The sequence below is a fragment of the Desulfitobacterium elongatum genome (genome assembly GCF_055378975.1).
Genome location: NZ_AP038772.1, coordinates 2706734 through 2729293, shown reverse-complemented (window position 1 = coordinate 2729293; position 22560 = coordinate 2706734). Strand labels below are relative to the sequence as shown.

At 43.4% G+C, this 22560-nt stretch carries 21 protein-coding genes; 14 read left to right on the top strand and 7 right to left on the bottom strand.

Translation table 11 applies throughout. The annotated features are described in order from the left end of the window. The first annotated feature begins 47 nt into the window (after positions 1 to 47). From pduL to eutJ, 7 genes are read left to right on the top strand one after another with little or no spacing between them, the layout of a single operon-like run. Positions 48 to 1466: a phosphate propanoyltransferase gene (pduL, locus tag ACZ42W_RS12700; RefSeq protein WP_464165716.1), complete on the top strand. Its 1419-nt coding sequence runs from the start codon at positions 48 to 50 to the stop codon at positions 1464 to 1466. Next, positions 1459 to 2292: a hypothetical protein gene (locus ACZ42W_RS12695; protein ID WP_464165715.1), complete on the top strand. Its 834-nt coding sequence runs from the start codon at positions 1459 to 1461 to the stop codon at positions 2290 to 2292. Before pduL ends, ACZ42W_RS12695 begins: the two co-directional genes overlap by 8 nt. Further along, positions 2289 to 2582 carry a EutN/CcmL family microcompartment protein gene (locus ACZ42W_RS12690; RefSeq protein WP_464165714.1) on the top strand — a complete coding sequence of 98 codons (294 nt, stop codon included), beginning with the start codon at positions 2289 to 2291 and terminating at the stop codon, positions 2580 to 2582. Before ACZ42W_RS12695 ends, ACZ42W_RS12690 begins: the two co-directional genes overlap by 4 nt. A gap of 28 nt (positions 2583 to 2610) precedes the next feature. Continuing rightward, a complete protein-coding gene (locus ACZ42W_RS12685; RefSeq protein ID WP_464165713.1) occupies positions 2611 to 3936 on the top strand; it encodes a 4Fe-4S dicluster domain-containing protein in 1326 nt (441 codons plus the stop codon). After that, positions 3933 to 4481 carry a BMC domain-containing protein gene (locus ACZ42W_RS12680; protein ID WP_464165712.1) on the top strand — a complete coding sequence of 183 codons (549 nt, stop codon included), beginning with the start codon at positions 3933 to 3935 and terminating at the stop codon, positions 4479 to 4481. Before ACZ42W_RS12685 ends, ACZ42W_RS12680 begins: the two co-directional genes overlap by 4 nt. A 27-nt stretch (positions 4482 to 4508) precedes the next feature. Then, on the top strand, positions 4509 to 5222 hold the full coding sequence (locus ACZ42W_RS12675) for a cupin domain-containing protein (protein WP_464165711.1): 714 nt from the start codon (positions 4509 to 4511) through the stop codon (positions 5220 to 5222). A gap of 23 nt (positions 5223 to 5245) precedes the next feature. Further along, positions 5246 to 6103 (top strand): ethanolamine utilization protein EutJ, encoded by an 858-nt coding sequence (eutJ, locus tag ACZ42W_RS12670; protein ID WP_464165710.1) that lies wholly within the window; start codon positions 5246 to 5248, stop codon positions 6101 to 6103. A gap of 52 nt (positions 6104 to 6155) precedes the next feature. On the opposite strand, the gene ACZ42W_RS12665 is transcribed toward eutJ, so the two are convergent. From ACZ42W_RS12665 to ACZ42W_RS12645, 5 genes are all read right to left on the bottom strand, one after another. Further along, positions 6156 to 7214, bottom strand: coding sequence for a glycosyltransferase (locus ACZ42W_RS12665; protein WP_464165709.1), 1059 nt, complete (start codon positions 7212 to 7214; stop codon positions 6156 to 6158). A 50-nt stretch (positions 7215 to 7264) separates the two neighbouring features. Continuing rightward, complete coding sequence (locus ACZ42W_RS12660) at positions 7265 to 8194, bottom strand: phosphodiester glycosidase family protein (protein ID WP_464165708.1); 930 nt, start codon at positions 8192 to 8194, stop codon at positions 7265 to 7267. A 198-nt stretch (positions 8195 to 8392) separates the two neighbouring features. Further along, a complete protein-coding gene (locus ACZ42W_RS12655; RefSeq protein WP_464165707.1) occupies positions 8393 to 10225 on the bottom strand; it encodes a carbohydrate-binding domain-containing protein in 1833 nt (610 codons plus the stop codon). Positions 10226 to 10238: 13 nt separating this feature from the next. Then, positions 10239 to 10928 carry a DUF4956 domain-containing protein gene (locus tag ACZ42W_RS12650; protein WP_464165706.1) on the bottom strand — a complete coding sequence of 230 codons (690 nt, stop codon included), beginning with the start codon at positions 10926 to 10928 and terminating at the stop codon, positions 10239 to 10241. A 23-nt stretch (positions 10929 to 10951) separates the two neighbouring features. Further along, entirely contained in the window at positions 10952 to 11695 is a 744-nt protein-coding gene (locus tag ACZ42W_RS12645; protein WP_464165705.1) for a VTC domain-containing protein, read from the bottom strand. A gap of 383 nt (positions 11696 to 12078) precedes the next feature. Here ACZ42W_RS12645 and ACZ42W_RS12640 point away from each other — a divergent pair, with 383 nt between their 5' ends. Next, positions 12079 to 12327 (top strand): hypothetical protein, encoded by a 249-nt coding sequence (locus ACZ42W_RS12640; protein WP_464170993.1) that lies wholly within the window; start codon positions 12079 to 12081, stop codon positions 12325 to 12327. Positions 12328 to 12329: 2 nt separating this feature from the next. Here ACZ42W_RS12640 and ACZ42W_RS12635 read toward each other — a convergent pair whose 3' ends face one another. Then, positions 12330 to 13205 carry an MBL fold metallo-hydrolase gene (locus ACZ42W_RS12635; RefSeq protein ID WP_464165704.1) on the bottom strand — a complete coding sequence of 292 codons (876 nt, stop codon included), beginning with the start codon at positions 13203 to 13205 and terminating at the stop codon, positions 12330 to 12332. Between the two features lie 319 nt (positions 13206 to 13524). Here ACZ42W_RS12635 and ACZ42W_RS12630 point away from each other — a divergent pair, with 319 nt between their 5' ends. From ACZ42W_RS12630 to ACZ42W_RS12610, 5 genes are all read left to right on the top strand, one after another. Then, complete coding sequence (locus ACZ42W_RS12630; RefSeq protein ID WP_464165703.1) at positions 13525 to 14400, top strand: nitroreductase family protein; 876 nt, start codon at positions 13525 to 13527, stop codon at positions 14398 to 14400. Beyond that, a complete protein-coding gene (locus tag ACZ42W_RS12625; RefSeq protein ID WP_464165702.1) occupies positions 14393 to 15088 on the top strand; it encodes a hypothetical protein in 696 nt (231 codons plus the stop codon). The genes ACZ42W_RS12630 and ACZ42W_RS12625 overlap by 8 nt, the downstream gene beginning before the upstream one ends. Positions 15089 to 15178: 90 nt before the next feature. Further along, positions 15179 to 16390, top strand: a complete 1212-nt coding sequence (locus ACZ42W_RS12620; RefSeq protein WP_464165701.1) for an ArsB/NhaD family transporter — start codon at positions 15179 to 15181, stop codon at positions 16388 to 16390. A 172-nt stretch (positions 16391 to 16562) separates the two neighbouring features. Then, the gene (locus ACZ42W_RS12615; protein ID WP_464165700.1) at positions 16563 to 18008 is read left to right on the top strand and encodes a DEAD/DEAH box helicase; all 1446 of its coding nucleotides are present in this window, start codon (positions 16563 to 16565) and stop codon (positions 18006 to 18008) included. 377 nt (positions 18009 to 18385) lie between these two features. After that, complete coding sequence (locus tag ACZ42W_RS12610) at positions 18386 to 19363, top strand: DnaJ C-terminal domain-containing protein (protein WP_464165699.1); 978 nt, start codon at positions 18386 to 18388, stop codon at positions 19361 to 19363. A 326-nt stretch (positions 19364 to 19689) separates the two neighbouring features. Here the strand turns inward: ACZ42W_RS12610 and ACZ42W_RS12605 are convergent, their stop codons facing one another. Beyond that, on the bottom strand, positions 19690 to 21096 hold the full coding sequence (locus ACZ42W_RS12605) for a purine-cytosine permease family protein (RefSeq protein WP_464165698.1): 1407 nt from the start codon (positions 21094 to 21096) through the stop codon (positions 19690 to 19692). Positions 21097 to 21529: 433 nt separating this feature from the next. Between ACZ42W_RS12605 and ACZ42W_RS12600 the strand changes: the two genes are divergently transcribed. Then, the gene (locus ACZ42W_RS12600; protein ID WP_464165697.1) at positions 21530 to 22450 is read left to right on the top strand and encodes a LysR family transcriptional regulator; all 921 of its coding nucleotides are present in this window, start codon (positions 21530 to 21532) and stop codon (positions 22448 to 22450) included. Positions 22451 to 22560 lie beyond the last annotated feature (110 nt).

Here is a 22560-nt window from a genome sequence, read left to right as displayed (position 1 = left end):
GGGAATCGAGATGTTATACAAGGTTCCCTCGGAAATGAGGTGCTCACTTGATAATCACAGAATTTGAATTGCGTGCCAATTGGCATAAAACGAAAGCACAAATCATTACCGTGCCTCCGGGGAGCATCATCACTCCGACGGCACGAGATTTTCTCCGTTCTAAAGGGATCACAGTGCAAATTGAAGGAAATGAGGTCGTAGACTTCAATAAAAGCACTTATTCCTCAACACTAAAGAGTGAAGTCGAGGAAGATTCGTCAAAAAAGGAAGAGCAACCTAAACGGGATGAACTTTCCGAAAAGGGACAATCCCGAAAAGAACAACCTAAAGAACAACCTAATAAAGATCATGCCCAGGAAAAACCTGAGCAAATGACGCATCTAAGAGGGATGGAACTCATCCCTAAGTCGCATCCCGTCATTGCACTACGGGGGCAGAATGATCTTCTGCAGTGTGAGATCATTGAGGCCCAGCTCTATTTTAAGGAGTGCGGAGAGCAAGAGCTCGTCCAAAACCTTGATGAAATATTAGGTTTTTTACGCACGCTCATGCTTGCTGAGGTTAAGGAAAAACCCTTAGAGTTCAAGAGTTTGTTAGGGCTTACCCCAGAGGAACTCCGCGAACAATCGCATTTCCCTCAGAAGTATTTCGGAATCAAGCATGGTTTTATGCAAGCTACAGATGGGCCGATTGTGGCTCGCTTACACACCCTTAGGAGTAAGGTTCGCGTCCTTGAACTTCAGGCGGTTCGAGCCTTCTTCCCTGAGGGGGAGGCCTGCACTCGAGAGGATATCATTCAGGGACTAAACCGTCTTTCTAGTGCCTTCTTTATCCTAACCTGTCGAGTTCGTATGCAGCAAAAGGAGAAGGCATCAGACAAGATAAGTCTCGAAGTACCTATCGGAATTTCCAATCGCCATGTCCACCTTGCCCAGAAAGACCTCGATGAGTTATTCGGGAAGGGATACGTCCTAACCCCGCAAAAAGCGCTTTCTCAGCCTGGACAATTCGCGGCTGCGGAGACGGTGACGCTACAGGGTCCCAAGGGATCGATTGAGAGGGTCCGGGTTTTGGGACCTGTCCGTAAGGAAAGTCAGGTGGAAGTCAGCGTAACGGATTGTTATAAACTGGGTGTAAACCCTCTCGTCCGTGATTCGGGACAGCCGGAAGGTACTGATGGAATCCGCCTCATAGGACCACAGGGTCAAGTCGACTTACCTCGTGGAGTGATGGTCGCTGGAAGGCATATCCATATGACACCGGAGATCGCTGAACAATGGGGTCTTAAGGATGGTCAAAGAGTTAAAGTAGAAATTCCCGGGGTGCGAGCAGTAAGCTTTGAGAGTACCTTGGTACGGGTTAGCCCCCACTATCAGTTGGAATTCCATCTTGATACGGATGAAGGAAATGCGGCCTCAATTACGGCTGATAGTAAAGGCAGAATCGTGGGGGTGCAACATGGATGAAGCTCTCCTCACTCAGATCGTAGCCCTTGTCTTGAAGGAGCTCAAGAAAGCTGCACCTCATGGACCATTCGAAAGTAAGAAGAAATTACTACTCCTTTCGGATAATCCAGAGAAACTTCAGGGAAAGTTTGAAGAAGTACGCCTAGAATTTGGGAGTGAGTATGCCCTCTATGCGTTGAAGGAAGTAGGAAATCCTCTTCCCTTTGGCATCGAGGGAGTGGAAGCGTGCGAGGTTAAGCGGGTAAAGTGGGATAGGGTGTATCTGGCCGATTGTTCGGTCAACTCCCTAGGAAAGATCTCCTTAGGGTTGAGAGAAGGTCTGACTGCTGATCTTATTGGGATCGCTTTGACCAAGGGAACACCTGTGGAGATGGAAAAGCCCTCCTTTGGATTTACCCCCGCGACCCAGGAAGGTTATCGCAGACTATTGGAAGGGTATTTGGCACAGGTGACCAGCTTTGGAGTCGTGATTAGAGGACAGGCGCAATACGAGCATAGCCTTCTTAGTGCCCAGAGTCCTCAGAGTAACCAGCGTACCCTGGCTGATCAGGCTGGCAAGGAGACTCAAAGTTCCCTACCCCTGTCTAGTTTGCCTTCCTTCAAGGAACCCTTCCCTTCAAACGTCACCATGAGAGACTCTCATTTATCTCCCTCACGGGAAGTCCATCGGTATGAGAAGCGCCTGCTCACAGAGCGGGAGGTCAATAAAGTCCCGACAAACTCGCTCCTTCTCGTCAATTCAGGGGTCATTCTTACCCCTTTGGCAAAGGATGTCCTTAAATTACGTAATATCGAAGTCCGGGTAGCAGAGGAGGGATGCGGATGATCTTGGCAAAAGTCATGGGAAATATCTGGTCTACTCGCAAGGAAGAGTCCATGCGAGGTCTGAGATTCCTCGTGGTACAACCCGTAACTCTACGCTATTCTGAAAATGGTGAGAAGCTACTCGAAGAATATGGGAATACCTTGATTGCCGCGGACAAAATCGGTGCAGGAGAGACGGAAGTTGTTATGATAACCAGCGGTTCCTCTGCCCGCCAGAGCCTAAAGGATCCCAATATTCCCATTGATTGTATCGTCGTTGGAATTGTCGACAAAGAAACGTATGAAGATTAGTGGAATTTCCCTTAAAGAAGGTGATAAAGTGAGTGAGATCGTTGAACAGGTCCGAGCGGCAGGTGTCGTAGGAGCAGGGGGAGCGGGTTTTCCTACTCATGTCAAGCTTCAAGCACAAGCTGAGATCTATATCGTCAATGGTGCAGAGTGTGAGCCCATGTTGAAGGTCGATCAACAGTTAGTGGAAAAGTACCCTGAGAAGCTCGTCAAAGGGTTAAAAGCTGCCATGCAAGCGACGGGAGCAAAGGAAGGTATCATTGCTCTTAAGGAAAAGTATAAGAATGCCGTTTCTAAGCTTACTCCTCTCCTCCATGATGACATGCGCATCGGAATCCTACCCGATATCTATCCTGCTGGAGATGAGGTTATCACGATTTGGTTGCTCACAGGACGACGTGTCCCTCCAGGGGGTATACCTCTGAACATTGGGGTGGTCGTTAACAATGTGCTTACGGTAATGAACATTGCCGACGCTCTCGAGGGTAAAGCGGTAACCACTCGTACACTCACTGTTACTGGAGCTGTTAAAACTCCGAAGACTGTGACAGTCCCCTTGGGGATCACCTTGAAGCAAGTCCTTGACTTGGCTGGAGGACCCATCGGGGGCGACATCGCTTACATTTCGGGCGGCCCCATGATGGGAAAGCTCGTGGAAGATTTGAGTGAACCAGTAACGAAAACTACGGGAGGGCTTCTTGCCCTCCCAGCTGAACACTCACTCATCGTCAAACGTAAGATGTCCCTGCAAGCGGTTCTTCGTATCGCACGGACCGTCTGTGAGCAATGTTGTTACTGTACGGACCTTTGTCCCCGTCATATTATCGGGCATGAATTGCCCCCACATCTTATTATCCGAGCAGTCAGTTATAATAAAATCGGTAATCCACAGGTGTTAAACAGTGCTCTCACGTGCTCTGAATGTGGGGTTTGTGAAGCTTATGCCTGTCCAGTGAATATTTCTCCCATGCGAGTGAATCAAGCACTCAAGGCAGAGCTTCGCTCCAAGGGGGTAAAGTATGAAGGGGATATACGTCCTGAAGTGAGTATGGCCAAAGCGCGATTAGTACCCGTCTCACGCCTTGTGCAACGACTAGGTATTAAACCCTGGTATGCCGAAGCCCCTCTCGAGGACGCCTCCTATGATTTCCAAGAAGTCAATATTCCCTTAAGGCAGCATATTGGGGCTCCAGCCACTCCTGTGGTCAAAGAGGGGGACGTTGTCATGGAAGGACAGCTCCTCGGAGAAATTCCAGAGGGTGCTCTCGGGGCTAGAGTCCACGCAAGTATCTCAGGAACAGTGATTAAAATAACTCCGCAAACGATTCTCCTCCGGAAAGGTGGTGGGCATGAATGATTCATGCCATCGGTCTTATTGAGTTGACTTCAATCGCAAAGGGCATTGAAAGTGCTGATATCATGGAGAAAACAGCCGATGTAACTGTTTTGTTGGCCAAGACCACTTGTCCCGGCAAATTTATCGTCTTAATCAGTGGGGATGTCTCCTCAGTACAACAATCCGTGCGTGCAGGAGTGGAACTCGGTGCAGAGGCGATTATCGATTCCTTCGTAATTCCTAATGTCCATCCTACCATTATCCCAGCCATCAGTGGTACTACGGAAATTTCACAGTATAAGGCCATTGGGATTATCGAAACCTTTAGCGTCGCCGCCCTTATCGAAGCAGCCGATGCTGCGGTCAAAGCCGCTGAGGTGGCGCCGTTAAGATTACATCTAGCCTACGGAATTGGTGGGAAAAGTTATACCGTGCTTACTGGAGAGGTTGCAGCAGTAAAAGCAGCCGTGGCCACAGGTAGTCAAATCGCTGCAGATAAAGGACTCCTCGTTCAACAGGTTGTCATTCCGCGTCCAGGTAAACAACTGCTAGCACAACTGATCTAAGTAAAGGAAGGGGAGGGAGGTGTTCAAGTGAAACGTTTAATTACGGCGGCGGAGCTTCGAGTTCTGCTCGTCGATGGGCAAAAAACGCTCGTGATTCCCCCTGACAGCATTCTGTCACCTTCAGCTAAGGATTTAGCGAAAGAGCTGCATCTCGAACTCTGTCGAGAGGGAAGTGTCACACATGTGATGCAACATCCTGAATTAGTAGTATCATCAGCAGTATTAGCCGATAAGAAGGCAGAGACCGAAGCTAAGCCTAAAGCTACAGCTACAGCTAAGCTAAGTGAACCCAGTGAATCCGGTGAATGCAGTCAATCCAGTGAAGTAGAGATTAAAGAACTTGTCTGCAAGGTCCTGGCAGAGTGTTTAAAACCAGCCTGTGCTAATCCTAAAGTTACCTATGTGAAGGGTAAGGAGGTCGTCATTTCCCAGTTTGACCAAGCCCCTCCTGGACAAAAGGTAGGTTTAGTGGATGTTATCACCTCGCGCGAGGGAAATCTAGGGGCAGGATTTATGACCTATGAGCGTTCTAAACTACCCTGGTTCTTGACCTATGACGAAGTGGATTATGTTATTGAAGGGGAGTTCCACTTAGAAGCGAACAACCAGCTTATTAAGGCTGGGCCAGGAGACGTGATCTATATCCCCAAAAATACCCAAGTTATCTTTAGCTCTCCCAGTTATGCTAAAGTTTTTTATACGACCTATCCCTCAAACTGGGATGAATTATCCGGAATTTAGTGAGGTGAGGGGCTTTGAATTTAATGGAGTGTAATTCCCTGATTCAAACCTTTGCCGAAGTGATTGATACACCGGCACCTGGATCTGTGAAGGGAGCACGTAAGCTCTTCACCGGAGTTGACCTTGGTACTGCCTACATCGTACTCGCAGTGGTCGATGAGGAGGGGCAACCGATAGCCGGAGCCTATCAGTTCGCTCAAGTCGTGAGAGATGGTCTGGTCGTGGACTATAGCGGAGCTGTGAGGATAGTCAAGCAGTTGAAGAAACGGATTGAAGAGCAGCTCAACGAAGATCTCATCTATGGGGCAGTAGCCTATCCCCCTGGAACAGGGATGTCTGATTGTCGCTCGATTAAGTATGTCGCAGAAGCAGCTGGTTTTGAAATTATCGGTGCCATCGATGAACCTACGGCAGCCAATGCGGTTTTGAAAATCGAGAACGGAGCGGTCGTGGACATCGGTGGTGGAACCACGGGGACAGCTGTCATCAAAGACAATGTGGTTGTCCATGTCGAGGACGACCCAACAGGGGGTACGCAATTCAGTCTGGTTATCGCCGGAGCAAAGAAGATCTCTTTCGAAGAAGCAGAAGAGATTAAGAAAAATCCCAGCCTAGAGGACGAACTCCTTCCCATTATCAAACCTGTGATGCAGAAGGTAGCAACCATTATCCGCTCCCACATCCAGGATTATGAGGTGGAAGCAGTTTACCTCGTAGGTGGTACGAGTTCAAACAAATATATCGGCAAGATCATTCGGGAGGAAACGGGATTTCCTATAATCACCCCGCTTCATCCCTTCTTAATCACTCCTTTAGGAATAGCACTCTACGCTCGACAGGTAGATAAAGAGCGTGAACCCGTTTTTAGTAGGACCATTTAAGTATGGTAACACCCTAAGACTTTCTGTTTGTCTTAGGGTGTTGTTTTTTAATTCAAGAATGAATAAGCCTCTTCCTAGGAGCTGTTTTGACGGTTTTGTGATTCTTAAATACAAAGCTTTTCTGTGTCCAATAGCTGAAGAGAAATAAGAGGGTCTCGGTCAGCAGTTTTGCATAGAACAAGGGGATGCCGTACTGGATATTGAGTAAGTGCATTAGCCCATAATTTAAAGCCATTATAACGAGTACCAGAGTAAAGTACTTTTGCATCGAACTTTGGGAGTCCGGTCGGTTGCCTTTGGAAAATACAAAAGCCTTATTCAATGTATAATTGAAAACTGAGCTGCAGACTCTTGCTCCAATGACGGAAAGTAATAAATTCGACTGTAAATACTGAAGCAGTAGCAATAAGACAAAATCAAGACTTCCTGATAGCAGGGAAGAGGCACTGAACATGAAAATCGGAAGATAAACTCTGGCAGAATCGATAAAGGTTCGGAAATGTGAAGAGTGATTTTTATGGTAGACGGTATCAATATCCATCTCGACAAAGGAGTAGCCTTCCTTGTCGGCGTCTAGAAGAATATTCATCTCATACTCAAATCGTTCCCCTGGAACTCTACAGAGCCAGTCTATCATATCAGCAGAATAACCACGTAGCCCCGTCTGAGTATCGGAAATACGCTGACCTGTGGAAAAGGAGTAAACCAGACGGGTAACCGTATTGCCGAAACGGCTGCGCAGGGGAACCTTGCCTGTAAAACGTCTACATCCGAGAACAATGCGGCTTTTAAATTCTTTAGTTTTTTGAGCAATCTTTATAATATCCTCGGGTAAATGCTGTCCATCGCTATCAGCACAGACAACCCCTTCACGTTCTCCTGTCTCCTTTAAGAAACTGAATCCTGTTTTCAAGGCACTCCCTTTACCTTGATTGGTGGTATGAGTTAACACGGTGCAACCATATTTTTTTACGGCCATGAAAATGTCACTGTAGGCCTTTCCGCTACCGTCATCCACCACGATGATCTTATAGTTGCATGCGGCCACTATTTTCTCAATCAGAGTTAATAGTCTCTGATCAGGTTCGTACGCAGGAATAAGTATCGTCATTTCTTCGACCTCCTATTAAGTGACTTTCTAGTACACCTTAGCGTCGTGGATCACCCTTTTATATACAAGATATCGCTAATTGCACGTTCTTCTTGTTTACCTAAAGGGTTGTTAACAACTCTACCGTTGAAATACATGGTCGAGGAGCCTCCTCCATCAAGATTATAGGCCTCGGTACAGCCAAGTTTGGCGAATACATCGGCAAACTGAGGTAAGGTCATCCCTTTGCTGTAGTTTTCCATGCGCCCATCGACGACTACAAAGACAAAATGATTAGGAGAAATCATACCTATACCGGTTCGGGGATTTGAGCCTTGGATAGAGCGGTTTCCAAAATTAGTGTCCACTGCAACCTTGCCAAAATCATCCACCACCTCCCCGTTCTTAATGAGGACAGGACCAAAGGATAAGGTCTGAAGTGCGCCTTCTGCTAATAAGGAAGATGAGTTTACCTCTGTTTCATCAAAGGTCTGCAGGGTGCCATTTTTAAATAGTGCTGCCGCGGTGCGAGCCGGTTCGTCTCTATATAGAATTCCATTGCGGATCAGCACTCCATCGCTACGGAAACCGTAATAGTCTCCGTTAATCGCAAAAATGGCTTTGTTCTCTGAGGCAATTTCTGACGTTTTTTCAACAATGTTGCGCCCATACTCATTCTTTGCAAAAGCTGATTTCAAACTTGAGGAATCACTCAGTTGGACGTCCGCCACAAAATAAGTAACTAAGTCTTTACCTGAGCCTGTTTGAACTTTTTTAATGCTTATAGTCGCGTTATCGCTTTTGTAGTTCCAATCGTCAGTCACGACATTGCCAGCTACTTCTATCGTAGCAACGTTACTCTCAGTCGCTAACACACCGTTACCTTCTACGTGTTCAATCAAATAACGATCTGCAAGGAGGTAGATCACTGCGGCAAGGACTAAAGTAATGAGGAGTAGGATGTACCTTGATCTTTTTATCTTTCTCTTCTGATTTGGCATAGTTAACCTCGATTTCTTCGTTTTAGGTTTTGTTAATTAACATGCGGGAGTAGATGCTTACTCTATTCATACTTTACAATACCTTCCTTAATTGAACCTGAGATGAAGCTGAAATTAAGCTTAAACTTCAAATATTAAGGGAAAGGACATGGCCACGAATGTGGTCATGTCCTCAAACTCAATTAAGACTAACTGCAGTTATTGGGGGCGTTGGTCACTCGGCGCCATTCCGCCATCACGAGGAGGCATGTTGCCTGCGCCAGGTCCCTTGCCACCACCACCGGGGCCTTTGTTTTGCTGCTTAGTTGTTACGCCAGATTCTGAAAGATAGGTGAGTGAGTCTGAAAGTTTGAAATCAACGATCTTATTCGTTCCATTATAGAGCGTGTAGGTAGAGCCTACTGATAGTTTAGGAGAAGAAATGGCCACTGAGCTATATTGCTTTGAGGGAGTATAGGTTACAACACTATTTCCATCCTTATCCTTAAGAGTTATTGTGGTTCCTGCCGCTTGAGTAGAGTTGTAATACATAAGGATCGAGGGTTGTGTGTTCGTGCTTGGAGCTTCAGCCATTCCCGAGCTGCCTGAGGCTACTAGAGTTCCTCCGCTTATGGTAAAACTTCCGTCATAATCAATTGAACCATTATTGTTGGCTGTTGGGCCATCAACATAGACTGTACCACCCGTCATGTTTATACTCCCATTGGAATCCGTTCCGTCACCATTGGCGTTTAAAGCCACTTCGCCACCTGTAATAGTCAAAACACCCTTATTGCTATTCACGTTAATTCCGTCATCGGTAGAGGTAGCGATAATTTTTCCATCGTTTACAGTGATATTTGTTCCTTCTAAACTCTCATAGGAATTCTTTATGGTTATTTCACCCTTGTTGATGAGTAGATTATTATCAGCGTGTATCGCGTCATCACCGCTTTGGAGGGTTAGGTAACCACCGTTTATGGCAATATCCTGGTTACTGTGCACGGAATCCTCATAGGAGGAAACGTTGATATTACCACCATTGATAAGGATTCCTTGCCCTGCCTTTATGCCTTTTTTGCTTTCCTCTTCCACTGTACTCTTTGCAGTGGTGGCATTTTGAGCTGGACGGCCACCAAAGTCATTGTTGCTGCTACTGATACTCTTGCCTGGGTAACCCCCTCCGGAGTTTAGGTCGAATTTCCCATCGTCAATTTGTAGTACTTTTGCTGCTTGTATAGCATCGTTTGTAGCAGTAATAGTAAATTGCCCATTTTGTAGAACTACATTTCCTTTGCCCTCATCGGTTTCATTCGTAGAGCGAAGGCCGTCCTTGCCAGCGCTTATGCTAAGGCTTCCGTTTTTTACACTAATGCTGTCCTTGCCGACCAGTCCGTCAGCCTTTGCATCTACAGTCAATGTACCGTCAGTTATTTTTAGGTCATCCTTACTTGTAATTCCATCGTTACTATCCGCTACTACTCTTAATGAACCAGTACCACTGATTGTAAGGTCAGATTTGCTGAAAATAGCCGCAGAGGGTTCGCCGTCGGCATTGACAGTATTTCCACTTCCACCAGCCACTGAATTTTCAGTACCGTTTTCTAGGAGAATCACTGCCTTTTTTGCGTCTTTAACATAGATAGGAGCACTTGTTTGGCTTTGGATATTCGCCTTGTTTAATACAAGAAATACGGTTTCTTTATCGGTGTCCTTATTCACATCGACAACGATACTCCCGTCCGTTAAAGTACCTGTAATTTCATAGACACCCGAGGCTGAGATGGTGACAACCGAACCTTGTACGGCTAAGCCCTCTCCTTTAACCGTGGCTGAATTTCCAGTTAACCCAATCGTCTTATAACTGCTGTCTTTCCAGTTGAAATAATAATCATCGTTATCATAATTAACAGACAGCGCCTTGAGAGCGGTAGTAGTGCTTGCGGCTGCGCTCGCACTTTCCACATTGGAGCTTTCTTTCGTAGTAGCACAACCTATTGTACCTGTAACTAATAGTGTAAGGGATAAGATAATCCCCAGTGGCTTTTTCATACGTATTCTCCTTCTATGCGTAAATTTTATCTTCGAATTCGATAGACGTTAATGCGATATTCAGATTACCATTGCGACATCTAAGCTCATCGATGAAATCCTTCTGATTGACTGATTCTTTTAGATTGATTGAATAAACAACTTCAAAAAGGGTTCCGAAATCCTTCGTTTTTACGCGTTTCATACTCCAAGAATCGGAATATTGGTTGAGGACATCGTCAAATAATCCTTGAAAGTTTAGATTTTCGGGAACGGTGATTTTTAATTGCATGGCATTGGCCTTCGGTGTTGCAAAGTTAGTGAAATGGAGAAGGACCATGACCGAACATAATACTAGGGCAAAAACCGCTGCGTAGGAGATATACTCCATTCCACAAGCCAACCCTATCGCTAAGGTGAATAATACATAGGCAATATCCTTAGGTTCACCGGGGGCACTTCTAAAACGAATAAGGCTGAAGGCACCGGCTAGGCTAAAGGCTCTGGCCACATTATTGCCAATCAAAAAAATAATGATGGAGATAATGGCAGGTAACATGATCAAGGTTACGGTAAAACCTGCCGAGTAGCCTTGTTTTTTATGGGTTTGAATATACACGAGGCTGATGAATAGACCGAGTACTAAGGCTGCACAGAGTACAGCAAGTGAGTTTGTTAACGTAAGGGAATCTCCAGTGGTGGAGGATAGTAGAGTTTCTAACATCGCTGATGGGCTCCTTTCTGAAATCAATTCACAACTGCACAAAGGCTTGGGTGATTATACGTGCACGTTTTCTCATATTCTTTACCGTACTTGGAAAAGTTCGTTTTGAATATTTTTAGCTCGGATAAAGCCTGAGATAACCACAGGGGTACAGCACTGGAGATTTTTACTTCCATTAGATGCTGTCCTTTTTCTAATAGGGGATCTCCAAAGTTTGCTTTTTCCAAACAAATCTCTTTCCTTCGTGTGAGAATGTCATAATCAAAAGTTACTCGAAAATCCTTGTCCTCTTTTCCGAAAAACGCCATGCGTTTATAGCTAATGTAGGCTGCTGGATAAACGTCGTTGTTACTCAGAAAATATTCGATTTCGTTCACGACCTGTTTATGGAGAGCGTTGGGAGTACCTGGGAACTTTCCTGATTGAACAAAGTCATAGGCCTCTTTCAGAGTTATGACTGCACGTCGCTTGTTGACAACTCCACCGATTTTCTTTTTCAGTTCGAGGAACACTTTGTCCTCAGGTGAGGTTGGGATAGTGTAGCTTCGGAGGCGTAATTTTTCTTTATAATAGGGTTTTGAAAGCGAATGCCGAATGAGACTATTGTCACGTGTATCGTAATAAATAGTGTAGATGCTGTATTCCTTTCCGTTTCGGCAATGCTCATCAGGATTCATATACTCCAATAGTAGGGGAATAAGAGAATTAAACTGGTTTTCATTTAACATGAATTTCATTTCATAACGTTTAAAAGTTGTGATAGCCATTTTGGTAACCTCCATTTTAGCGTTGAGTCATCTGGTGTTCTTCAGCGCATTGACGAGTGCTTGATTTTTAGTATAGCCTCGCTTCCTGAGATAGAACTGATGGTTAACTGAATAAATACTGAAACTTTTAACACAAAAAGCTCTAACCGCAAGGATTAGAGCTAAATAGTTAGTAACAAAAGCGCATACTTATGCTATTATTCAATGTGCGTGGTGCATAGTGATTAGACTGCTAGGGGAAGACTTCTGGTGTCTGGCATCCTAAAGGATACGAAGATGGGCATTATGATATAAGATACAAACAGTCTAAAGGGTGTGATCAGTACTTTATCCTATGTTAAAATAAAAACGGAAAGATACTTATTAAACCAGGGGTGAAAATGATGATCATTGGATTTGGGTTCGGGGATCCGATTCAGAGCATTCTCATGCTTCTATTGACTTCACTGATAAGTTTCGTGATATATAGGAATTTGCGAAACATAAAACGTAAGCATCAGGATCCCTTCCTTGAGAGGGAAAAGCGCAAGCAATATTATTATGAGCAGAGGGAACGGGCAAGAGAGTACGCTCGTGAATTTGATGTAACCGATGAAGATATCGAACGGCGTTTGGACGAAGAGTTTAAATAGGTTTATTTTCCGCTGAGGACTACTTTAATCATACTCCGCGTATTGATTCGAAAGGCATGGATCGGTTGTGCGAGAGGACCTGCAAGCGGTAATGACTGTACACATTCGGATAGAATCTCCTCTTCATCATACCCCAGTTCAGCTAAGTGAAGAATAAAGTTGCGAGTATTTTCTGCAGACTCCAAACATTTTTGAAAATAGTTGGGGCACTCATTTCCTTGCAAGATAGCATGATGACCATGATGAGGTAAAATGATGAAATTGGGTTCGAGCGCTTGACATTTATGGATGGATTTAGTCGTTTGGGTGTAACTGACCAAAAAGGTAGAGTAGTTCTTCCCAGACTCGTTTATTAAACCTATGGATTCACTAGGAAATAAGACCTCGTCATTGATAAAAAAGGATAACGAAGTTTTGGTATGTCCGGGTGTTTCAAGGACTCGGATACCTAGATCACCTAAGTCAAGAATATCCTCATCAGCAATGAGGATATCGATTTTCATTAAATTATCGCTGTAATCCTGAATGGCAGTTCCGGCATAAAGCTCTGCTGCCTCAAGGCTCAGCCTCTTAATCCCTTCAAGGGCGCTTGGGCTATTCAAAACGCGTTGGTCGTATGCTGCACCGAAGATTTTAAGATCCGGCCATTCCTCTTTTAGATAGGGAATCGCTCCGATGTGGTCATAATGTGAATGACTTATTAAAACATAATCTAAAGGTCTTGTATTAAGCGCTTCCTTGATGTTACGGATGAGTTCGAAGGCACAATAAGCCATGCCGCAATCGATTAAGGCAGTTTTAAGCTTTCCAACAACTAAATAGGAGTCGCCAGCTAGTCCACCGGTAACTTCGATAATTCTATCCAATGTTCTTGTCATGATTAAATCCCCACTCTTTTGACTTTATTACTTAGTATAACTTAAAATTCAGTCTTTTTGTGTAAAAATCCATCTAAAAAGCATCCCATTCTGCGGAAGATCAAGAGCTAAAACAAGAACAATTACAATAACAATAACAATAACAAGAGCAACTTGTCAGAATACCTATAGCGAATAAGTACTTTGACTTAAGCTTAAGGGCCGACCTCGCTGAGGTAAGCCATTTTTGCATATGCTTCCGAATACTGTGTATACGTGAAATGGTATAATAACAGAGAGAATTCAACTGAGCTAGAAACAACTTTTTGGAGGTTCTGAAATGGCTGATGAACAATTAGTTGAGACGTCGATCACGGAACGCATCAAAAATAGAGTGTCTGTCCGGACTTATATAGAGCAACCCCTTACGCCCGAGATAGAAGAAAAATTGCGTGGATTCTCTTCAGATCTTAGGGGGCCTTTTGGCGGAACTTTAAGATTTAATCTGATTGAAAGTAATCTTGCTCGTAAGGGATCAAATGCAAAGCTTGGAACGTATGGAGTGATAAGAGGAGCATCGACCTATGTCGTTGCTGTGGTTGATAAAGCTGACAGAGATTTAGAGGATTTTGGGTACTCGTTAGAAAAAGTAATTCTATATGCCACAACCTTGGGGTTAGGCACGTGTTGGCTTGGGGGTACGTTCAAGAAAGGCGAATTTGGGAAAGCCATCGAGCAGAAAGATCACGAGATATTGCCCTGTATCTCACCGATTGGCTATCCCAGCAATAGGAAGAGTTTGATCGATTCTGCTATGAGATATGTAGCCGGGTCAAAAAACAGAAAAAGTTGGGAGGAGCTTTTCTTTCTGCGTGATTTTAGTCACCCCTTATCTGAGTTGGAGGCGGGTAACTATCTGACTCCTTTAGAAATGCTTCGGCTTGCACCCTCTTCCTCCAACAAGCAACCGTGGAGGATTGTCAAGGAGTCGAACAAGTTCCACTTCTATCTCCAGCATACGAAGGGTTATGCGAAGGTAATGGCTTATGATTTGCAAAGAGTGGATATGGGGATTGCCATGTGTCATTTTGAGCTAACAGCTAGAGAACAAGGTATCGAAGGAAAGTGGGAGATCATTGATCCAGGGAACATAAGTACACCACCAGATACTGAGTATGTCGTAAGTTGGGTTGAAAAGAGGGAAACCTTTGATTAAACCTGAAGACATTCTCCAAGACTATAATCGCGCGCGTCTCAATGAGGAAGCGGTGAGTATCGAACGAGTGCATTTCTACAAAACGGATAAGAGTGTGAACCCCAAACAGGAGGATCCCTTCAAATATTTTGAGGGAAAACTCCCGATATTAGTTTCTGCTCCTCATGCCGTAAGACATTACCGCCAAAAGCGGATAAAAGTGTCTGATGAATATACGGGTTCCATTGTCTACCTTCTTAATAAGCTCCTTCAGTGTCCTGCCTTTGCGACAACGAAGCTTTACGGTGGGGATCCTAATGTGGATAACCCCTGCATTTACAAGGAACGAATCGCTAAAATCTGCAGGCGGGAGAAAATCAAGCTCGTTTTAGACATCCACGGTGCGGCCCGTGAACGTACCTTTGATGTCGATTTAGGTACCCATGGTTTAGCGACACTTTTGGGTAAGCCGATGCTCCAAGAAACGTTAGAACGTAACTTTCAGATCTTCGGCTTAAAAAGAGTTTCCAAGGACCATTTTGCCGCATCCAGTCCGAATACGATAACGAATTTCGTGGCACGCGAATTAGGGATTCCTGCAGTGCAAATTGAGGTCAATAAGTTGTACAGGAGTCCCGCACAAAATTCTCAGGGATTTCATCGTTTACTGGGTGCGTTAGCCGAAAGTATTAGGGAGTTTAGACTATAATATAGACCTATACTGCGTTGGATTTTTTGATCTTGAACTGACTTGATATATGAAAGCACATAAAATTATTTGATATGAATTGGAGATCTCATGATTGTCTCTGTACTTATTTTAGCAGTAGTTTTAGTCATTTTTACACTTGGAAAAAGCCCGGTGTTTCGTGTTGACCGGGCAGGAGCAGCAATCATCGGTGCTACCTTGACTATTGCTGCTGGGGTGCTCACCTTCGATGAAGCTGTAAAGGCCGTAGATTACCGAACCATTATCTTACTGTTTTCTATGATGCTTATTTCTTCCTATATGAATACCATAGGATTATTTGATTATCTCGGTCATTATACGATGAATCGACTCCACACTTCGAAAGGATTACTGGGTGTTGTAATCGCTGTAACGGGTGTATTATCTGCGTTTCTGATCAATGATATTGTATGCCTGCTCTTCACTCCAGTCGTAATTTCTGTATGTCGTCGAGCAAAACTTCAGCCTTTACCATACTTGCTTGCTGTAGCGATGGCTTCAAATATAGGGAGTGCGGCAACCTTAATTGGTAATCCCCAAAATATTTTAATCGGAAGTCTTTCCCAGATTTCTTTTGCCTGGTATATGTTACTCGCATTACCGATGTCTATTATAGGACTACTTTTAACGTATTTTGCTCTTGTAAAGCTCTATGCTCGTGAACTTAGTCAGACCCTAGACTTAGACACAGAACACGTTCGTGTAAAACCGATTCCCCGTTTTCTTTTGTTCAAAGGGATTACTGTTCTGTTAGGAGTTGTGCTTGGATTTCTATTGGGGTTCGAGCCCGCTCTCATTGCTAGTATAGGTGCTGCAGTGCTTCTCATTACCCGTAGGCTAAAGCCGAATAAAGTCTATGCGGGTATAGACTATAATCTTCTCATTATATTCATTGGTTTGTTTGTTGTAGTCGGTGGAGTCGAACATAGTGGATTGTTCAGCTCACTTTTGGAAAAGCTGAAGGAGATCAATTTTCAAGCCTTTATGATGTTAACCGTTATTCTCTCGAATATCGTAAGTAACGTCCCAGCTGTGATGCTTCTGCAGTTCATCATTCCGCCCGAGCAGAGTTCAATCTGGTGGGCAAACATGGCCATCTTTAGCACGTTTGCGGGTAATTTAACGATTACAGGCTCAATTGCAAACTTAATCGTCGCTGAACTTGCCAAAAAGAATGGGATAAGCATTCGCTTTATTGACTACCTGAAAATTGGCTTACCCGTAACGCTTATTCTCGTACTTATAGGTATGCTTTATTTTAAAGTGCTTTATGGTTTATAGTGAGGTACTCGTACCTATCAAAAATTCGTTTCGGAATTTCTATAGTGTGATTAAAGGAGCTTTAGCATACCTCCTACGGGTTGAAAGACTGGAATAATGTCAGGAATGTATTGGGAAGCCTTGAAGGCATTGGCTCAAGCGTAAATATAATGATGATGAAAGAGATGACTAAATGAGCAAGGGCAATTTCAATGAGTATCCATTAAGTGGCGACGTATTAAAAGCCATTGGCTTGTTAAATTTCAACCATCCTACCAAAGTTCAGGAGCAGGTGATACCTGCTGTATTGGCACAAAAGGATATTATCGTTAAGTCTCAAACGGGAAGCGGAAAGACGGCAGCCTTTGCTATTCCTATCTGTGAATTAGTGGATTGGGAAGAGAATAAACCGCAAGCTTTAGTGCTTACACCCACCAGAGAACTAGCCGTTCAAGTCCGAGAAGACATGTTTCATATCGGCAGATTTAAAAGGTTGAAAGTAGCGGCTGTTTATGGGCAGTATCCTTTCCAGGCTCAGGAGAAGGAACTCAAACAAAAAACGCATATCGTGGTTGGAACTCCGGGACGGTTGATCGATCATATAGAAAGAGGGACCCTGGATACATCCAAGATAAAATATCTAGTCATCGATGAAGCTGATGAAATGCTGAATATGGGCTTCATCGAGCAAATCGAAAGCATCATTACCCGCTTGCCCCAAGGACGTGTGACCTTGCTACTGTCTGCGACCATGCCCCAAGATATCAATGTTTTATGTAGCAAGATCATGGAAAAACCAATCCGAGTGGAAATTGAAGAACAAAATCCAGCGGCAGATCGGATCTCTCAGGAAAGCTATCGTGTCGACCCGGTAGATAAAATGCGACTTCTGAGAGAGATAACGATTGTCGAAAACCCGGATAGCTGCATAATCTTTTGTAATACCAAACAAACGGTGGATGAGGTTTACGATGAACTTGTGAAGCTGAACTATTCCTGTGAAAAACTACATGGTGGCAGGGAACAACGAGATCGATTGAACGTTATGAATCATTTTAAGCAAGGGCTTTTCAGGTATCTCGTAGCAACAGATGTTGCGGCGAGAGGTCTAGATATCGAGGACATAACCTTGGTCATCAACTACGATATCCCCTATGACAGGGAAAGCTATGTCCATCGGATCGGAAGAACAGGTCGCGTAAATAAGCTGGGGAAGGCCATTACGTTTGTTACCAAAAACGAAGATAAGTTTTTAATGGATATCGAAAACTATATCGGAAGAGCGATTCCCTTGAAGGAAAAACCTGAAGAGGGAACAGTGCAACAGTCAGAAGAAGAATTCATCTCAAAGAACAATACCTTACCAGAATTCAAAGAAGCGAAAGGCGTACAGCTGGGCGCTGAGATCATGAAAATCCATGTGAATGCTGGTAAGAAAACAAAGATGAGACCGGTCGATATCGTCGGCACTCTTTGTAGTCTCGAAGGCATAACAGCAGCAGATATAGGGATTATCAATATCTTGGATATTTCAACTTTCGTCGAAATCCTAAACAATAAAGGAGAGCTGGTGCTAAAAGCGCTGCAAAACACTCCGATTAAAGGACGACTTCGGAAGGTAAGCAAAGCGGACAGATAACTTAAGTAGAAGGAATTGATTAACTAGGCTAGCGCAAAAGATGGGTGTATTAGGAATAAGCGCTCTACAGAAAAGAACTTTGATCAAAGCTTTAGGGCTTACCTCGTCGAGGCAAGCCCTTTTTTGTTTCTTCGAACGTTTTACTGGCTAAGTGTACATATTCAAAAGGCAGCGTGAAATACTTATTCAAAAAGTAGATTGTAATACTTACTCGAAAAGTGGATTGAAATACTTATTCCTAGGTAGAGTGTACCTACCTAAAGGGTCAATAAAGGGCAAAAAAAGGACAACAGGAAGTCTGACCATTATTGACCTTCGCGTTAAATAATCTTATAATGTAAGTGTAGTGATTATTTTCTTGAGATGAGGGGTGACTTATGGATTTTAAAGATTATTACTCCATACTAGGTGTAAAAAAGAATGACGATGACAAAACCATCAAAAAAGCCTATCAGAAACTCGCGAAGAAATACCATCCAGATGTCAACCCTGAAAATAAAGAAGCAGAAGAAAAGTTTAAAGATATCTCTGAAGCGTATCAGGCCATTAGTGATCCTGAAAAACGCCGTAAATATGACGAGCTGGCTCAGAATTATGAGGCCTGGAAAAGGCGTGGCGGGAGCGGGGATTTTGATTGGAATCGTTGGCAAGCGCAACCTGGTGAGGGTACCTACACGAGGACGATGACACCTGAGGAATTCGCTGAGATGTTTGGCGATTCAGGATTGGGTGGGGGAGGTTTCTCCGGAGGTGGAGGCTTCTCAGATTTTTTCTCAACGATCTTTGGTATGGGTGATCCGCTGGGGCAACAACGTGGTCGGCGTCCAGCCCGTGCTCATGCCGGGCAGGACCTGGAATTAGAAGTTACAGTAACGCTTGAAGAGGCCTATCAGGGTACTACTCGAGTCATTGATACGGGTGGAAAACAGATTCAAGCCAAAATTCCCAAAGGGGTACGAACGGGTTCGAAAGTCCGCTTAGCGGGGCAAGGTGGTCCAGGATTAGGAGGGGGAGCCGCTGGGGATCTCTATCTTCTGATTACTGTTAGAACACATGCCTCTCTGATCCGCGAAGGTGATGACTTAACGACCGAGGTTCCAGTTGACTTCTATACAGCTGTACTGGGTGGAGAGGTCAGTGTCAAAACCTTAAACGGTGAAGTACGTATAAAGATTCCCCCTAAGACTCAAGCAAAGAGCAAATTGCGACTGAAAGGAAAAGGAATGCCGCGGTTAGAGAACCCTAGTCAGACGGGGGACCTCTACGCTCAGATTCAACTCGTACTTCCTAGTCATATGGATGTTGAGGAGGTTACGTCTCTCCAATCGCTTGCAGAGCGGTTCCATTCTAAATAATTATCACAAGGTGCCCCCAAATTTAAAGATGAAGTTTCAAGTACAAGAGAGTATGAGAAAAGATGGGAATGTATAAGTAGTGGTTCTTTGTCAAATGAATGTGAAGGCGGTGAATTATGAACAAAAGTCCTGGTTAAATAGCCAGGGGATATTAACTTGGAAGCCAACATAGAAATGCTCCTCTTCCAGTGACATATATTTTATCTGTCACTGGAAGGGGAGCATTTCACATATTACACGATATCTTCATCTTTGTTTTTTAGGACTATAATGTAAGTATATTCAATGTTCTCGCTTTTGATCTTACAAAAGCTATGGTTTATGGGTTAAGCAGGAATTGATTTTCTACGAAGTTCATCAGCTATTACCTTCTTGCGCCATATCAGACTAAACCCTATGTAAAGGATTGCTGTCATAGGAACAACGAGAACAAAAGGAACCAAAATAATCCCGGCAGAATAAAGTACGGCATTGACAATGGCTGTAATAAAAATGGTAGCCACTCCTCGCCAGTTTACAGCTTCAATTTCATCCAGTGAAGAGATGCCTTGCGTACCGATTTTCAACATTCCGCGTACGATATAATAATCAACAATCATCAGAATACACCAGGATATCGTTAAAATACTTCCGAAGCTAAAAAACAGGGTTATTTTGTCCAATATCCCACCCAAAATGAAAACGAGTCCTATACAATTGGCGATAATTACAGCAGTAGGCCATTTCAGCTTTACCCCAAAGCCTGCGTGGGCCAGATTGGATACTGCATTGGAACCTCCAATCGAATTAGATGTCTCCACTTTGGTTTGGGAAAGACATATAACAACCAGGCCAAAGAAACCTACTGCCAGTACTAAAGTCACGCCTGGATTAGTAATGGCGGCATGAGACGCAGAAGCCTGATCCATTCCCAACGACATAAAATATTGTACTGACTTTTCAAAACCAAAATAAGTTAGCAAAGCTCCAAAGAAGTATGTTGCCATGGCAAAAACACTACCTGTCACGGAAATAGCAAACAGGTCTTTTTCCTTTTTGGCGAATCTGGTGAAATCAGATGCAAATAGTGCTAATAGTCCTGATGTCATAGCACAGGTATTAAAAGCTACGCTGAAGCCTTTAGCAGGGTCAACCCCAGGTAGCATTATGCCATGAGTCAAGGCAGTAGTCAGGCTGCTATCCATAGCCATCGATACAACCATATAGATCAGCAGGGCAAACAAAGCAGCGACAAAAAGGGCATTTAGTTTAGCAATAACTTTAACTCCGAATAACGAACACAATATCCAAATGAGTGAGATGAAGCTAAAAAGTACATATTTAACTAGCATGGTTTCACTCCACTGGAAATAATAAATAATGGCATTACCTAACTGAACAGTTCCAACTGCCAGAACGCCGACCAACAAAAATATCCAGATAATAGAACCAACAATTGAACCTTTCGTCCCGAATACATAAGCGCGAGAAGCTACATTGTTAGGCAGACCCTCTCGATAAGTAATCTTACCGACGAGATACGTGAGGAAGATACTTAGAAAAAATGTAAGAATACAGGCGACTGTACCAAGCTTAGTTCCTGCATAAAAAGCTACCAGACCACCGCCCATCAGCTTGGAAAGACTGGAGACCACCCCTGATAATATCGCACCAATACCAGTCCAATGTAGACGTTGGTCTTCCGGAACTTTTTCAAATAGGGAAACCTCAGAAGTTCTATTTTGTTCTGCCACGGCTAAATAACCTCCCTTTTTAGTCATTGTGATTATTAAGATTCAGACATGCTAAAAAAGGTGGGACAGGTTATTTCCAGTGTTACCCTGTTGTTTGTGAAAGTGATTACACTTACAATTATATCTGTCGACAGATATAATTGTAAGACAGACTTGTATTTTTCTCAAGAAAGCTTGTGGAAGAAGTGGCAGTTTTTTATTACCAGGGTAATAAATATATATTTCACCTTCTATCGATTTTCTTAATTTTGTTTTGCAGATTTCAGAAAACATGGCGATTTAAGTCCGATTTACGTAATTTGTTTGTTTAATATTTTAAGGCAAGGTCAGAGACTTTAGTAAAGTAATTTTATGTACCAATTATTAGCCTTTGCATAAAAAAACATTTACATTATAATTGATAATTAAAGAAGTCGCGGAAGGAAATGATGAAATGCTTTTAGAAGAAATGAAAATTTTCACAGCTATTTCGAAAACTAAAAGTTTTTCCCAGGCAGCTAAAATATTGCACATGTCTCGTCCGGCAGTATGTAACAAAATCGAATCACTCGAAGCCACGTATGGGGTAAAACTTTATAACCGTACTTCACAGGGCGTTACATTGACTGAAGCAGGGCGAATTATCACCGAATATGCTATGCGTTTTATTAAAATCAATAATGAAATGGACCAGAAAATGGCGGCTCTAAAAGAAACATTTATCCCTACTTTAACTATCGGTGCCAGTTACGCTGATGGCACTCATCTTCTTCCTAGCCTTATCAAAGCATTTTATAACAAGAACCCTGACTCAAAAATTCACCTGGACGTAGGCTATGAGCCTGAGCTATTTGAGAAAATGTACAATTCGCAAATCGATTTTTCTATTATTGAAGATCAATGTGTTAATAATGATTTTCACTGCCAACTACTGGGCTATAAAAGGCTGGTTTGTCTGGCTCCAAATCTTCCTCCTTGGAATATGCTGAGGCAGCCGGTAGATGTTGCTGAATTGTTTCCCTTACCTATGATTATTTATGAATGGGAATCTGGACGACATCTTATAGGTGACCAACATTTTCGTAAACATCATGGTAATGGGTTGCACGACTATAATGTGGTTGCCCGTCTAGATACTTATGAGGCTATGCTAGAGGGTGTACAAAGCGGTTTGGGATATGGCTGGTTTCCTGCTGTAGTTGCTAAGAAATATTTAAATAATCCCCATATCATTAGCCTGGATATAAAGACCGAACCTGTTTATTATCAAGTAAACCTAGTTTATTATAAAATGAAAGAACTATCGTTAGAAGCAATAGCCTTTATTCAATTTATACAGGATCACTTTCCTAAGAATTATTTTGAAGAAATCTAAAAAACATTATTATAACGATTATTTCTCCAACAAAACTCTCCTCGCTTAGTGGGGGAGCTTTTTTTATTTTCCTGACGATTTTTGGATCTTACTGCAAAAAACTGCCGCTA

Bases quoted from the DNA above. Each gene is read 5' to 3' on its own strand.
- ACZ42W_RS12695 (WP_464165715.1), top strand. From the start codon at position 1,459: ATGGATGAAGCTCTCCTCACTCAGATCGTAGCCCTTGTCTTGAAGGAG.
- ACZ42W_RS12690 (WP_464165714.1), top strand. From the start codon at position 2,289: ATGATCTTGGCAAAAGTCATGGGAAATATCTGGTCTACTCGCAAGGAA.
- ACZ42W_RS12680 (WP_464165712.1), top strand. From the start codon at position 3,933: ATGATTCATGCCATCGGTCTTATTGAGTTGACTTCAATCGCAAAGGGC.
- eutJ (WP_464165710.1), top strand. From the start codon at position 5,246: ATGGAGTGTAATTCCCTGATTCAAACCTTTGCCGAAGTGATTGATACA.
- ACZ42W_RS12665 (WP_464165709.1), bottom strand. From the start codon at position 7,214: ATGACGATACTTATTCCTGCGTACGAACCTGATCAGAGACTATTAACT.
- ACZ42W_RS12660 (WP_464165708.1), bottom strand. From the start codon at position 8,194: ATGCCAAATCAGAAGAGAAAGATAAAAAGATCAAGGTACATCCTACTC.
- ACZ42W_RS12655 (WP_464165707.1), bottom strand. From the start codon at position 10,225: ATGAAAAAGCCACTGGGGATTATCTTATCCCTTACACTATTAGTTACA.
- ACZ42W_RS12650 (WP_464165706.1), bottom strand. From the start codon at position 10,928: ATGTTAGAAACTCTACTATCCTCCACCACTGGAGATTCCCTTACGTTA.
- ACZ42W_RS12645 (WP_464165705.1), bottom strand. From the start codon at position 11,695: ATGGCTATCACAACTTTTAAACGTTATGAAATGAAATTCATGTTAAAT.
- ACZ42W_RS12640 (WP_464170993.1), top strand. From the start codon at position 12,079: ATGATCATTGGATTTGGGTTCGGGGATCCGATTCAGAGCATTCTCATG.
- ACZ42W_RS12635 (WP_464165704.1), bottom strand. From the start codon at position 13,205: ATGACAAGAACATTGGATAGAATTATCGAAGTTACCGGTGGACTAGCT.
- ACZ42W_RS12630 (WP_464165703.1), top strand. From the start codon at position 13,525: ATGGCTGATGAACAATTAGTTGAGACGTCGATCACGGAACGCATCAAA.
- ACZ42W_RS12620 (WP_464165701.1), top strand. From the start codon at position 15,179: ATGATTGTCTCTGTACTTATTTTAGCAGTAGTTTTAGTCATTTTTACA.
- ACZ42W_RS12615 (WP_464165700.1), top strand. From the start codon at position 16,563: ATGAGCAAGGGCAATTTCAATGAGTATCCATTAAGTGGCGACGTATTA.
- ACZ42W_RS12610 (WP_464165699.1), top strand. From the start codon at position 18,386: ATGGATTTTAAAGATTATTACTCCATACTAGGTGTAAAAAAGAATGAC.
- ACZ42W_RS12600 (WP_464165697.1), top strand. From the start codon at position 21,530: ATGCTTTTAGAAGAAATGAAAATTTTCACAGCTATTTCGAAAACTAAA.